The 14347-nt window shown below is 32.6% G+C and carries 10 protein-coding genes; 9 read left to right on the top strand and 1 reads right to left on the bottom strand.

The window, feature by feature from the left end:
* Positions 1-118: 118 nt before the first annotated feature.
* From AC37UB_RS03040 to AC37UB_RS03015, 6 genes are all read left to right on the top strand, one after another.
* On the top strand, positions 119-1342 hold the full coding sequence (locus tag AC37UB_RS03040) for a PDDEXK-like family protein (protein WP_490685317.1): 1224 nt from the start codon (positions 119-121) through the stop codon (positions 1340-1342).
* A 256-nt stretch (positions 1343-1598) separates the two neighbouring features.
* Positions 1599-3122, top strand: coding sequence for a class I SAM-dependent DNA methyltransferase (locus AC37UB_RS03035; protein WP_490685316.1), 1524 nt, complete (start codon positions 1599-1601; stop codon positions 3120-3122).
* Positions 3112-4338, top strand: coding sequence for a restriction endonuclease subunit S (locus AC37UB_RS03030; protein WP_490685315.1), 1227 nt, complete (start codon positions 3112-3114; stop codon positions 4336-4338). Before AC37UB_RS03035 ends, AC37UB_RS03030 begins: the two co-directional genes overlap by 11 nt.
* Positions 4339-4360: 22 nt before the next feature.
* Positions 4361-7462 carry a type I restriction endonuclease subunit R gene (locus tag AC37UB_RS03025; RefSeq protein ID WP_490685314.1) on the top strand — a complete coding sequence of 1034 codons (3102 nt, stop codon included), beginning with the start codon at positions 4361-4363 and terminating at the stop codon, positions 7460-7462.
* A gap of 19 nt (positions 7463-7481) precedes the next feature.
* Complete coding sequence (locus AC37UB_RS03020; RefSeq protein ID WP_117972946.1) at positions 7482-8141, top strand: EcsC family protein; 660 nt, start codon at positions 7482-7484, stop codon at positions 8139-8141.
* A 230-nt stretch (positions 8142-8371) separates the two neighbouring features.
* Positions 8372-9319 carry a hypothetical protein gene (locus AC37UB_RS03015; protein WP_490685313.1) on the top strand — a complete coding sequence of 316 codons (948 nt, stop codon included), beginning with the start codon at positions 8372-8374 and terminating at the stop codon, positions 9317-9319.
* A gap of 334 nt (positions 9320-9653) precedes the next feature.
* On the opposite strand, the gene AC37UB_RS03010 is transcribed toward AC37UB_RS03015, so the two are convergent.
* Entirely contained in the window at positions 9654-10595 is a 942-nt protein-coding gene (locus AC37UB_RS03010; protein WP_117972944.1) for a sugar-binding domain-containing protein, read from the bottom strand.
* A gap of 212 nt (positions 10596-10807) precedes the next feature.
* Here AC37UB_RS03010 and AC37UB_RS03005 point away from each other — a divergent pair, with 212 nt between their 5' ends.
* The 3 genes from AC37UB_RS03005 to citC are packed head-to-tail and all read left to right on the top strand — an operon-like array spanning position 10808 to position 14335.
* Complete coding sequence (locus AC37UB_RS03005) at positions 10808-11944, top strand: NAD(P)-dependent malic enzyme (RefSeq protein ID WP_117972943.1); 1137 nt, start codon at positions 10808-10810, stop codon at positions 11942-11944.
* Between the two features lie 20 nt (positions 11945-11964).
* Positions 11965-13269, top strand: a complete 1305-nt coding sequence (locus tag AC37UB_RS03000) for a 2-hydroxycarboxylate transporter family protein (RefSeq protein WP_117972942.1) — start codon at positions 11965-11967, stop codon at positions 13267-13269.
* A 25-nt stretch (positions 13270-13294) separates the two neighbouring features.
* Positions 13295-14335, top strand: a complete 1041-nt coding sequence (gene citC, locus AC37UB_RS02995; RefSeq protein ID WP_117972941.1) for a [citrate (pro-3S)-lyase] ligase — start codon at positions 13295-13297, stop codon at positions 14333-14335.
* Positions 14336-14347: the final 12 nt, after the last annotated feature.

Below are 14347 nucleotides of genomic sequence, written 5' to 3'. Positions count from 1 at the left end.
ATTAAAACTGTTCGGACGTAGAGCACCCTCTAGGAAACTGGAGGGTGCTTTTTTGTGTAACAAGTTATATAATAAAGAAAACGTTTTTTAATATGGTTATCATACAGGAGGTAAAAAATTGGAAAATCATAGTCATATGAAAATAAAGTTACAGTCATTAGTTGAAGACCTCGACTTCATTGAAGATGAATTATCTAAGTGGATTAATCCCACTAATATTTTTAGCATATTGAAACTATCTAGAAATGAAATACGGCATAGTAATTTTTTATCTTTTTTATTTGATCCAAAAGAAAATCACGGATATGCTGACGATTTTATAAAAGATTTTTTGAAAACATCTTTAACTAGTGAAACGATAGAACGCACGGATATTTCCTATTTTGATGTGGCATTATCTAATTATAACGATACGTTAATCTATAGAGAGAAGGGAAATATTGATCTTTTGTTAGTATCAGATAGCAATAAGTTAGTAGTGTGTATTGAAAATAAAATAGATGCTTCAGAATCAACAAACCAATTAAAAAAATATCAAAATTATGTAGAGAAAAACTATCCTGATTATAAGAATATATTTATATTTTTGACTCCAAATGGTATTGAACCATCCAATGCTCAATGGAAGATTGTTTCTTATTTAGATGTATTGAGAATTTTAGAAAGAAGACAGTTTTTAAAACGAAGTGAATCGAAAGTAGATATCATAATCAATGATTATATCGATATGTTAAGGAGAGATATATTAATGGATGAAGAACTACAAAAAATTTGTCAGAGGATTTATTCAGAACATAAAGAGGCGTTAGATTTAATTTTTGAAAATAGACCTGATAATTTAACGATAATGAATGAACTATATGTTGAGGCTTTGACTGAGCTTGCTAAAGAAGGAAAAGTATTATTTGACCCATCTTTCTCTGGAAAAACCCTGATTCGTTTTGAATTAGAAGAACTAACTAACGTTTTTCCTAAATTACCAGAAGATCAACCGGGAGGATGGGGTTGTCATAAACCTTACACATTTGAGATTAATAATAAAAGTGAACAAACATCAGGTAAGATTAAATTAGCTTTTACAGGAGATGTAGATTTAGAGAGAAGAAAAGAGTTAGAAGATTTTTTTAAAAAACAAGGAATCGAAAACTTAAAACCAAATTGGCGATGGAAGAGTATTGGAGGTTGGAAAATAAAATCGGTTAGTAAAAAATTTATTGAGAATTTGACTATTGAGGAAGAAAATAGAGATAACCTAATTAAAGATTTAAAGGCAAGTATTAGTAAGACATTAGATGATATATATAAAGATGTATCTACATATATTGAATTAAAAAATAGTTAGGAATGATGAGGTGGTAAAATCTCATCATTTTTTTAATATACTCTATTGAGGAAATTTTATTATAAGTGAATGAATGATTGATGCAGTGCTCTATTAAGCGAAGTAAGTTAGAATTAAATAAACAGAGAACATCATGTGTTTTTAAAGATGCATGATCTTCTTTTATCCTTTCAAATCCCGTCTATCATTGATAAAATAAACATAAGTATGGCTTATTAAAGCCTATACGTGAAAGAGTATTACTAGGAGGATGTAAATGGCATCAGCAGAGTTAAAAATAGAAGAAAAATTATGGCAAACAGCCGATAAATTAAGAGGAAGTATGGATGCCTCTGAATATAAAAACGTGGTTTTAGGATTGATATTTTTAAAATATGTTTCTGATAGTTTTGAAGAAAAATATGAAGAACTAGTTAAAGACGAATACGCAGATGAAGAAGATAGAGATGAGTATCTAGCTGAAAATGTTTTTTGGATACCCAAAGAAGCGAGATGGAACTATGTTAGTGGTTTGTCTAAATCACCTGAGATTGGACAAGTCATTGATCATGCTATGTTGGAAATTGAAAAGGCTAACCCAACTTTAAAAAATGTATTGCCTAAAAACTATGCTAGACCACAATTAGATAAAATTCGCTTAGGCGAAACGGTGGATTTGATTTCTAATATAAAAGTTGGCGATACAGAGGGACAAAAAAATGATGTGTTAGGTAGAACATATGAATATTTTTTAGGAAAATTTGCCAGTGCAGAAGGTAAAGGGGGAGGAGAGTTTTTTACTCCTCGTTCAGTTGTAAAATTATTAGTTGAAATGTTAGAGCCTTATCAAGGCAGAATTTATGACCCATGTTGTGGTTCTGGTGGGATGTTTGTTCAATCAGAAAAGTTTGTTGAAGAACACCAAGGGAAAATTGGAGATATCTCAGTTTATGGACAAGAATTTAATCCAACCACTTGGCAACTTTGTAAGATGAACTTGGCTATTAGAGGAATTGATGGCAATATTGGCGAACAGAATGCCGATACCTTTCATAAAGATTTACATAAAGGATTACGTGCCGACTATATCCTAGCTAATCCGCCATTTAATATTAGTGATTGGGGACAAGAAAAGATTGTTGATGATGCACGTTGGCAATATGGTACACCTCCAAAAGGAAATGCTAACTATGCTTGGATTCAACACATGGTATCAAAACTTTCACCTGAAGGTACAGCTGGTTTTGTTTTAGCTAATGGGAGTATGTCAACGAGCCAAAGCAATGAATTAGAAATCAGAAAAAATTTGGTTGATTCAGATATTGTGGAGTGCATTGTCACATTACCAGGACAAATGTTTTATTCAACCCAGATTCCAGTATGTATATGGTTTACAACAAAATCAAAACATAAGAAAAATGAACGAAATCATCAAAATGAGATTTTGTTTATTGATGCAAGAAATGAAGGACATATGGTTGACCGTACAACCAAAGAATTTAGTGCCGAAGATATTAAAAAAATTGCTGATACTTATCATGCTTGGAAAGGCACAAATGATATGTCTTATGAAGATATTGCAGGTTTTTGCCATTCAAGTACGATAGAAGAGGTACAAAAACAAGAGTATATTTTAACACCAGGACGTTACGTTGGACTTGCTGAAGCAGAGGAAGATAGTGAACCATTTGAAGAAAAAATGACACGTCTAACAACGACTTTATCAGAACAATTTACAAAATCTCATGAGTTAGAAGAAGAAATACGAAAAGCCCTAGGAGGAATAGGGTATGAATTATAAATTAAGTGAAGTAATTGAAATAATTGGAGGAGGAACACCTAAGAGAACTGAAAAGACATATTGGAATGGTAACATACCTTGGATATCTATTAAAGATTTTAATAATTCAAGATGGATTACAGAAACTGATGAAAAAATTTCAGAATTAGGATTAAAAAAAAGTTCGACGAAATTGTTAAAGCCAGGAGACATTGTGATATCAGCTAGAGGTACAGTAGGCTTGGTAGCTCAAATAAAAAAAGAAATGGCTTTTAATCAATCGTGTTATGGTTTGAGATCAAATGATAAAATCTTGCATAGTGATTATTTATACTATTGGCTAAAACAAAACATAATATACTTAAAATCAAATGTTCATGGATCGGTTTTTGATACTATTACTAAGCGGACATTCGATAATCTAGAAATTGAAATTCCAACATTATCCAAACAATTAAAAATAATTGAAATTTTAGATAGTTTTGATTCCAAGATAGATTTAAACAACCAAATGATTGATACGTTAGAAGAGATATCATCCACTCTATTTAAGAGATGGTTTGTTGATTTTGAATTTCCAGATGAGAATGGTAATCCCTATAAATCAAGTGGTGGAAAGATGATGGATAGTGAGTTAGGAGAGATACCTGAGGGATGGGAAGTTGGTAAACTGTCTGATTATGGAACAATTGTTGGTGGTGGTACACCTTCAAAAAAAATTGAAAAATATTATGAAAATGGTGTAATTCCGTGGATAACTCCTAAAGATTTATCTGAATTAAGAACACACTTTATTTCAAAAGGGAAATTGAATATCACTGATGAAGCACTAAAAAAAAGTAGTGCGAAATTATTGCCAAAAGGGACAGTACTTTTTAGTTCAAGAGCTCCAATTGGATACATGGCGATTGCTAAAAATGAATTATCCACAAATCAAGGTTTTAAATCAGTTGTACCAAATGAAAATATGTCTTCATATTTTATATTTTTATGGTTAAAAGAAAATCTTGAGTTAATTAAAAATTTTGGAACTGGTTCAACATTTAAGGAAGTCTCAGGTGGAACTATGAAAAATATTGATGTAGTAATTCCAAATCAAAGTTTTATTACACAATTTAACTCTTTAATTAAGCCTTTCTTTAAACTAGTTGAAACTGCTGAAACAGAAAATAGTAAGTTGATTAGTATTAGAGATATCTTACTACCAAAACTATTATCAGGAGAAATTGAAGTATAGATAAAAACAAGGAGGTGTAAATATGTCAGAGTTTCGTTTCACAGAAGCAGAACTTGAAGAAACAGCGTTAGAGTGGTTGGAAGAAGTTGGTTACGAAGTTGTATCAGGTAGTCAGTTTGAGCCTAATCAAGAGTTATCATCAAGAGAGAGTTATGCTGATGTGGTGTTGGTTAATCATTTAAGAATGTCTTTAATAAACATTAACCCTGAATTAAAACTTGATATGATAGAGGATGCCATTAGGCAAGTTTTAACATTATCACATCCTGATTTGATGACAATGAATCGCTCGTTTCACCAATTTGTCACAGATGGGATAGATGTTGAAACACGTGAAGGCACTGAAAACGTCACAAAGAAAGTATGGTTGTTTGATTTTAAACATCCTGAAAACAATGAGTTTTTAGCTGTCAATCAATTTGTTATTAGAGAAGGTGACACAGAAAAAAGACCTGATGTGATTTTATTTGTGAATGGCTTGCCATTAGTGGTGATAGAGTTGAAGAACGCGACTAATGAAAATGTCGGTACAAGTGATGCTTTTAATCAACTTCAAACATATAAATCAAGTATTTCTAGTTTATTTAAGTTCAATGAAATGATGATTATTAGTGATGGGTTTAATGCGAAAGCAGGAACCATTTCGAGCAATGAAGAGCGTTTTATGGTTTGGCGAACGATAGATGGGAAAAATGAAACAGATACTTTTAATACACAACTTGAAGTGATGATTAAAGGGATGTTGAATCCTAAAGTATTGCTTGATTTAATGAAACATTTTATTTTGTTTAAAGATGATGGAAAAGATACCATTAAAATTTTAGCGGCTTATCACCAGTATCATGCAGTTAATCGTGCTGTGGAAGAAACGATTAGAGCATCAGCGACAGATGGTGACCAAAAAATTGGGGTTGTATGGCATACCCAAGGGTCAGGGAAAAGTCTATCGATGGTTTTTTATTCAGGTAAGTTGATTCAACGATTAAATAATCCGACAATTGTCGTGTTGACAGACCGAAATGACTTAGATGACCAATTATTTTTAACATTCAGTCAGTCTAATGAGTTACTTAGACAAACGCCAAAACAAGCAGAGAGTCGCGATGATTTAAAAGAGCTATTATCCGTTCAATCTGGTGGGATTGTATTTACGACAATGCAAAAATTCTCAGCTGATGAGGGAACAACGATGACGACTTTAACAGACCGTCGAAATGTGATTGTCATGGCAGATGAAGCACATAGAAGTCAGTATGGTTTTTCTGGAAAGTTAGCACAACAAGGTGATGACGACTATGTGATGAAATACGGCTACGCAAAATATTTAAGAGATGCGTTACCTAATGCGTCATATATTGGGTTTACAGGAACACCAATTGCTAGTACAGATAAATCAACGAAAGCAGTATTTGGGAATTATGTTGATGTGTATGATATGACACAAGCTGTACAAGATGGCTCAACTGTTAAGATTTTTTACGAGAGTCGTATTATTCCACTTGAATTATCTGAAGGGTTAAGTTTAGATGACCAAGTGTCTGAGATTATGGAGAACCAAGAGGAGTATGTGGTCTCAAAATCAAAAAGTAAGTGGACGAGATTAGAAGCAGTATCAGGGTCACAATCACGACTTGAAACATTGGCGAAAGATTTTGTGGAGCACTTTGAAACACGTCAAGAAGCATCATTTGGTAAATCAATGATTGTTTCAATGTCTCGAAGAATTGCGATTGATTTATATAAAGAGATTATCAAAATTCGTCCTGAATGGCATTCAGATAATGATGATAAAGGAAAAATAAAAATCGTCATGACTGGTTCATCAAGTGACCCAGAAAGTTGGCAACCATTTATCGGGAATAAAGCAAGACGTGAAAAATTGGCAAATCGTATGAAAGACAATGATGACCCACTACAAATCGTGATTGTAAGAGATATGTGGTTAACTGGTTTTGATGTGCCATCTATGAATACAATGTACATTGATAAGCCAATGAGAGGGCATAACTTGATGCAAGCCATCGCTCGAGTGAATCGTGTGTTTAAGGATAAAGAAGGTGGCTTAATTGTCGATTACATTGGAATTGCGGATTCATTAAAAGAAGCCTTACAGGAATATACACCAAGTGATCAAGAGCAAGCGGGAGTCGATGTGGCAGAAGCAGTTAATGTGATGATGGAGAAGTACGATCTTATCACAGAATTGTTGTATGGTGTGGATTATGATGATTTCAATAGTGAGAAAGCATCTATCAAAATGAAAACCTTAAACAATACAATGGACTATGTATTAGGTTTAGGTGAAACGGAGACGAAACGATTTAAAGATTTAGTGACTGAAATATCTAAAGCGTATGCGCTCTGTGCAACAGAAGAAGAAGCTCAAAGTATTAATGCTGAGATAGCTTTTTTCAAAGCAGTTAAAGTTGCTTTGATGAAATTAGATATTACAGGAACCAAACCAACACAACAACAAGTAGACGAACAACTAAAACAGTTGATTTCTAAATCGATTGTGGCTGAAAAAGAAGTGGTGGATATCTATGCGTCTCTTGGCATAGAAAAACCTGATTTGTCTATTTTATCTGATGAATTTTTAGCTGAAGTGAGAGCTTTACCACAAAAAAATGTGGCAGTGACATTATTAGACCGATTGTTGCGTGGTAAGGTGAAATCAATTCAACGGACAAATTTAGTTCAGTCCAAAAAATTTAGTGAGATGTTAGATGCATCAATTAATAAATACAATAAACGGACAATTGAAACGTCTAAAGTCATTGAAGAGTTAATTGATATGGCAAAAGAGATGAATGAAGCCATGAAACGTGGTGAGGACTTAGGATTAAGTCGAGATGAAATTGCCTTTTATGATGCCTTAGCAGATCACGAAACAGCGAAAGAAGTGCTAGGTGATGATGAGTTAAAAGCGATTGCTCATGAATTGACTAAGACAATTAAAGAAAATATGAGTGTGGATTGGAATGTCAAAGATAGTACACGTGCACAAATGAGAGTTGCTGTGAGACGATTATTGAAGAAGTATGGCTATCCACCTGATTTACAAAAAATAGCTGTTGAACGAATTGTTGAACAAGCAGAATTAATGGCAAGTGGGTTGAGCTGATAAGAAAAGGAAGTGTGTCATGGAAAAGAATGAAGAAGCCAATAAAGGAGTACAAATTTTAGATAGTTTATACACTAAATGCTTGAATGGTGTCCCAAAAGTTTCAAAACCAGTGGAAGAGTTAGCTAGAGATTACACAAAAAAGTATGGCTATACAGACAAAGCAATCGATAAATTAATACAAAATCAATTGAGCAAAAATACCTTTAATGGATTTGTTACAAGCTTTGGTGGGTTCATTACTATGCCAGTGACACTTCCAGCGAATATTACGTCAGTATTGTATGTTCAAATGCGAATGGTTGCAGCAATTGCGATTATAAGAGGATATGACTTAAATGATGATGAGGTTCAGACATTCGTTTATGGTTGTATGGTAAAAAAAGCTATGACAGATGTATTAAAACAAGGTAGCGTTCAAGTAGCAAATAAAGTTAGTCTTAATGTGATTAACAAAATACCAGGGAAAACATTAACAGCGATTAACCAGAAAATAGGCTATCGGTTTATTACAAAAGCCGGAACAAAAGGAACTATTAACTTAACTAAGGCAGTTCCAGTAGTAGGAGCAGGAGTTGGTGGTACCATCGATTATGTCACAACCAAGGCTATTGCTAATCGAGCAAAGAAAGTATTTATAGGAGATAATATCATTGATTTATCTGGATTTGAAAAGTAACCTTTAGGAATCTATTTTAAATAGGTTATAGTGATGTTTATTGTTAAATCATGTGATTAGGAGTAATCTTTTAATTGCATCATCTTTTTTATGCTTTATAAGAGTATTATTTCCTCTTACTTTTATTAATAATAAATAACTAAATAATAAACACTTTTGCAATTATTTGAATAACATAATTTGTCTTTATGTTATCCTTTTTATAGGATTATTTAGTTTTGGAGGATGACATGGTAAACAATAAAGAAGAATTAAATCATTTGTTGGAAGAATTAAGTCAACAGAATAATAAAAATAAAAAATATATGATTCAATTTGAAATAGCGAATACAACGGATGAAACGGTAAAATCAGTATTACAAGAGATGCTTATTGATTTAGAAAAAGCAGAGATAAGGAAAAAAAGATTATTATCTATTGTTGGATTGCTAGTAATCATGATTGTAGGTATGATAATTGGTATTAAAAAAAATGAATCTAAAAAAACAATACCATCATCTAATGTAGCAGCTATACAAACGTCTCAAAGTACATCAGAAGTAGACTCAACAAAAATAGAAACAACAACGGAATCGAGTATGCTTGATGAAACGAATTTAACAATGGATCAGATGAAACGGTGGGTAGGTGCTGTATGGGAAAAACGTTTCGAAAATTTTCCTGACTTACAAGATTATCGTTTAACCATACGTAGTGATGAAAAGGATCGGCTAGTGTACATTGATGTGTTGCCACCAGAAAATAAGCAAGTGGATAAGTACTGCGTGTTTAGGACTAACGAAAATGGGCAACTAGAAATATCTGGTTATTATTTAGGAAAAGGTGATGTCACTGGTTGGGAAGTGATATCAGATAAATATATGGACACAACTAATGTTGAATTAAAACCCAAAATATCTAAGCAAACTCAACAAATAACAACTAGTGAAGCAGAGACTTGGGTGAAAGATTATCTTTCTTCATTAGCTACTGAGCCAATAAATTTTGAAGATATTGGACTTCAGTCAGAAACGGATAATGAAGGGATAATTCGAGTATCTCTTTATACTTGGAATCCAGCACATACCTATAAAACATTATCTTCAGTTTTTCGTGTAACAAAAGATGGAAAATTAGAACAAGGATCACCATACTCAGAAAATGAATGGCAGGTGGTGAGTGATGAATTTATAAGATAAATGTTTAGCAGACAAAGGCTAAGTTTTAGTTTTTAGGTATGGCAATAATTAATTTAAAACTTTTTAGTATATAAAATGGATAGATCAATAAATATTAAAAGCAACAGTTTTTTATAGTCATTATAAAAAACTGTTGCTTTTTGTCCGTAATAAATTGCTTTATTATAATATTTAGATTAAAAAGAAAGGGTTTTATAAATTAAAAGTACTTTAAAATATAAAATATCTATTTAAGTGTTATAATATATATATATTAAATAATTATTTAATTTTTTATGAATTTTAATTAAGTTTTTTTATAACAAAAGAAACTTAATAGCACACTACGTAGTAGTTATTGTTCTAATTGGTCAAGAATACTAAGCGCACTTTTCTCATTTAGAAACATATGGGTAAAGAAGTTTCCTCTTAATGCGCCAATTAGAGCACCAGTTTTAAATCTATTATTGTTAACACAGACTCTTTTTGGTATTTTGAATATTTGTTCAAGTGACAGACCAAATGTTTTATCATTTTCTAAATTTAGAATATTTCCGTACCCGTCAAAAGGTCTACCATAAGCGAATCCACATGTTTGATTAAAAGAGTCACCAAAAAGTAAATGTTTATTTTGGTTCCATGAATCAACACTCGTGATAGAAGCAGGTGTTGCGACAGCAGTTAAAATGACATCGGATTTTTCTGCCGTAACTAACGTTTTTTGCAGTAAAGGCTCCAGTGCAAGAAGTTCTCTTGCTTGGTTATTAATGATATAAAGTGGGGCTGTGAGTGTTAAGTAATTTGCTTCAAATTTTGAAGCAGCTTTTTGAACTAATCTCATAGAGCCTGCTAAAGAATGGTATTTTCCTATCTCACCAACAAATTGTGTGAAAACTAAATTTTCGGTAATAGCGGGTTTAAATTGTTCAATAATTTGATAGATGGAATCACCCCAGGATAGAGAGACAACATTTGCTTGGACGATGTAATCTTCGATAATTTCAGCTGAAAATTTCCAAAAATAGTAATTGGAGTTTGTCAGATCTTCACTTTCTTTGAGGATAAAAAAAGAAGTATCAAACATAGAACCTAATAATCTCTCTAGTTCATAATTTCGCTCATAAGGAGCTTGTATGTTGATGGTAATGATTCCTTGCTCTTTGGCATCATTTAGATATTTTAATATTTTGTATCGACTTAATTCATATTTATTGGTCAGAGTTGTGATGGGAATATCTTCAATATAGTAGTCTTTTGCTAAATTAATCATGAGTTGATTGATATCATTTTTTTCCATAGTAAAGCTCCTTGACTTATTATTTCTTTTATTATACCAAATTTTTCAAGTGTATTCTTTCTGAAAAATGAAAGTATATGACTATTTTTTTTGAAAATATTAAAAAAACAAACAAAACTATTTACATTTTTTTAAAACGATAATAATTATTTACAATTTTTAAAATAAAATGTATAATGTGTTTATAAAAATATAAAAAGGAGCTGAGAATTTTGAATAATGAAATTCTAGAATTGCATCATGAACATATTGGTGTTTTAAGTGTACAATCAGAATTACCTGTAAAAAACGGCATAGATTTAGCTAAGGCTTATACGCCAGGTGTGGCTGAACTGAGTAAACTCATTGAAAAACACAATGAATTGGCTAGAGAATACACAATCAGTGGAAAGTTGGTTGCAGTCATTTCTGATGGTTCTGCTGTATTAGGTCTTGGAAATGTTGGGCCACAAGCTGGATTGCCCATTGTTGAAGGTAAATCTCTTTTATATAAAACGTTTGCTAATGTTGATGCTATTCCAATGGCAATTGATCAGGTAGAAATTGATGTATTTGTTGAAACAATTAAAAATATGTCTCATAGTTTTGCGGGAATACATTTAGAAGATATTCAAGCTCCAAGATGTTTTGAAATAGAAGACAAGTTAAAGGAGCTATTAGATATACCTGTCTATCATGATGATCAAGAAGGAACAGCCATTGTTGTATTAGCTGGACTGATTAACGCGGCAAAAGCCAGTCACCGAAAATTATCTGATTTAAAGATTGTGTTAAATGGTGTTGGGGCATCAGGTGTTGCAACAGCTAAGTTACTTGCAGCAGCTGGCGTGACTCATGTGACATTAGTGGATAAAGAAGGCATCTTAACAAAATCATCAGCTCAATTGAACCCTTATCAGAAGCATTTATTATCATTATTTAACAAAAGAGAATCTGGTGATTTATCAGAGGCAATTGTGGATCAAGATGTGTTTATTGGGTTATCAACGGGGAACCTCTTAACAAAAGAGATGATTCGTACGATGAATGATAATCCGATTATTTTTGCATTAGCTAACCCTGTTCCAGAGGTGACTCCTGAAGAAGCCAAGGAAGGAGGAGCGAAACTAGTTGCGACTGGAAGTTCAGACTACCCTAATCAAGTGAATAATGTATTAGCCTTTCCTGGGTTATTTGCAGGACTTTTAGAAGCGAAAGCTAAATCTGTTGACGAACAGTTACAATTACACGTTGCTAAGACATTAGCTGATTTAGTAGAAAATCCAACTGAGGATTATTTTATTCCAAATGTATTTGAAACAAGAGTTGTTCCAGCCATTAAACGAGCTGTCGTTAATTTTTTTAATTAAAAAGAGAAGAGGAATAAAAAATGGAAGAAAAACAACAACAACCTTTTTTTGAAAAAGTGACAAAATTAAAAATTGGATTTATCCCATTACCAATCTACCTTATTTTAGTTGTCGTTTATTTATTACTAACAGTGAATAAAATTATGCCAAATGACATGATGGGTGCCATTGGTGTGATGACATTATTTTCTTTTATCTTAGAAGAAGTTGGAAAGCATATCCCTATTTTAAACTCATTAGGGGGGAAAGTATTAGTTGTAACGTTCTTGCCATCCTTTTTAGTATATAAATCTTGGCTTCCTGAATCTTCTGTCGAAACAGTAACAGCATTTATGAAAAATAATAACTTTTTATCTTTCTTTATCGCTTTATTAATCGTCGGTAGTATTTGTTCAATGAATCGTAAGACATTATTAAAGGCTAGTTCTAGAATTATTTTAATCTTGATTATTTGTGATATTGTTGGTGCATTGGTTGGAACAGGAGTTGGTATGTTACTAGGTTTATCAGCGTTTGAAGCATTTTTCTTTGTAGTAGCACCAATCATGGCTGGTGGAGTTGGTGAGGGAGCATTACCTTTATCAATTGGATACGCAGGACTTATTGCAACACAACAAGCAGATATTTTTGCTTCAATTTTACCATGTGTCATGTTAGGTAGTTTAGTGGCGGTTATTTTTGCTGGATTATTAAAAAAACTTGGTGAAAAACGTCCAGAATTAACTGGTAATGGACAATTGATTGATGGTGATGATGAACACTTAGATAACTTAAAAGGTGGAAAAGTCGACGTTGATATTGAAAAAATGTTAGTCACAGGTGTTCTTGCTATTACATTATATCTATTAGGTGTTTGGGTTAATCATGTGATTCATTTACCTGCTCCAATTGTATTATTAGTCGCTGTTATGGTTGCTAAAATGTTAGGATGGATTCCAAAGGATATTGAAAATGGTGGGCATTCACTTTACTCTCTTACTGTTAAAGGCATTACTCCTCCACTACTATTTGGTGTTGGGGTTGCAATGACTCCTTGGGGTTCTTTAGTTAAAGTCTTTACACATGTTCCTATGTTAATTACCATTTTTGCCACAGTTCTTTCAATCGTATTAACTGCTTACTTTGTTGGAAAAGCGTTAGGTATGTATCCTGTTGATACAGCCATTGCTGTTTCTTGTTGTAGTGGACAAGGTGGTACAGGAGCTTTAGCTATTTTAGCAGCAGGTGATCGTATGGAATTGATGCCATTTGCTCAAGTTTCAGTACGTTTAGGTGGGGCTATGATGGTAACAGCCGCCATATTTTTAATGAGTTTATTCGTTTAGATAGTTAGTATAAGGAGAGATTATCATGAGTGATGCATTAAAAATTACGACTCTATTTTTAAAAGATAAAAAGACACGTCAACAGTGGGAAAGTCTGTTATATCACCATGATATCTTTTCTATTACAGATAAAGATGTTTTACTTCTTGATCAGACTTTTGGAATTTATGATAATCAAGGATTAATTGCGACAATTTCTATTGCATCAAATGTATTGAAATATTTAGTCATTGATGAAAGGTATCGTGAAAATGGAAAGTTGTTTAATATGTTGGTTTCTCATGCTATTAACGTATTAGCTAGTCAAGGGGTGTTTCATGTATTGGTTTTTACAAAATTAGATTATGCTAAATCTTTTCAATATTTAGGTTTTTCTAACATCATGACGACTGAATATGGAGTTTTCTTAGAAAAAGGAGATCAATCGATTAATATCTTTTTATCACAACTACCTTTGGTAAAGGGCGATTATACGATTTCAGCAATAGTGATGAATGCCAATCCATTTACTAAGGGACATCTTTATCTGGTAGAAGAAGCACTGAAGAAGAGTGACTATGTTTATGTTTTTGTCGTAAGTGCAAATCAGTCGCTGTTTACATCAGAAGAAAGATATCAGTTGGTGTGTCAGGGGGTTGAACACTTGAAACGCGTTATTGTATGTCAAGGCGGAGAATATATGGTTAGTTTAGCTACTTTTCCTTCTTATTTTTTAAAAAATCAAGAAGAGGTAATTTCTTATCAAACACAGTTAGATGCCTTATTGTTTAAGGAATATATCGCGAAAACTTTACATATTACCAAACGATTTTTAGGAGAAGAGCCATTATCTGATATAACTAAGCGCTATAATAACGCGTTACTAACTTATTTGCCACCAGAAATAGAAGTAGAGATTATTCCAAGAAAAGCGATTGATCATCATCAAGTTATCTCGGCAACAAAAGTTAGAGAGTGTATTCGATTTGGAGACTTAGAGTTAATTAGACAACTGGTCCCCATAACAACATATCGTTTTATTAGCGAACATTTAACCGAATTACAGAAACGGTTGGATAATAATTAAAGAAAAGGAAGA

The sequence above is a fragment of the Vagococcus changpingensis genome (genome assembly GCF_058211775.1).
Note: the sequence above shows the minus strand (reverse complement) of the source record. Positions and strands in the feature narration are given on the sequence as shown.

Bases quoted from the DNA above. Each gene is read 5' to 3' on its own strand.
- AC37UB_RS03020 (WP_117972946.1), top strand. From the start codon at position 7,482: ATGGAAAAGAATGAAGAAGCCAATAAAGGAGTACAAATTTTAGATAGT.
- AC37UB_RS03035 (WP_490685316.1), top strand. From the start codon at position 1,599: ATGGCATCAGCAGAGTTAAAAATAGAAGAAAAATTATGGCAAACAGCC.
- AC37UB_RS03015 (WP_490685313.1), top strand. From the start codon at position 8,372: ATGGTAAACAATAAAGAAGAATTAAATCATTTGTTGGAAGAATTAAGT.
- AC37UB_RS03030 (WP_490685315.1), top strand. From the start codon at position 3,112: ATGAATTATAAATTAAGTGAAGTAATTGAAATAATTGGAGGAGGAACA.
- AC37UB_RS03025 (WP_490685314.1), top strand. From the start codon at position 4,361: ATGTCAGAGTTTCGTTTCACAGAAGCAGAACTTGAAGAAACAGCGTTA.
- AC37UB_RS03010 (WP_117972944.1), bottom strand. From the start codon at position 10,595: ATGGAAAAAAATGATATCAATCAACTCATGATTAATTTAGCAAAAGAC.
- citC (WP_117972941.1), top strand. From the start codon at position 13,295: ATGAGTGATGCATTAAAAATTACGACTCTATTTTTAAAAGATAAAAAG.
- AC37UB_RS03000 (WP_117972942.1), top strand. From the start codon at position 11,965: ATGGAAGAAAAACAACAACAACCTTTTTTTGAAAAAGTGACAAAATTA.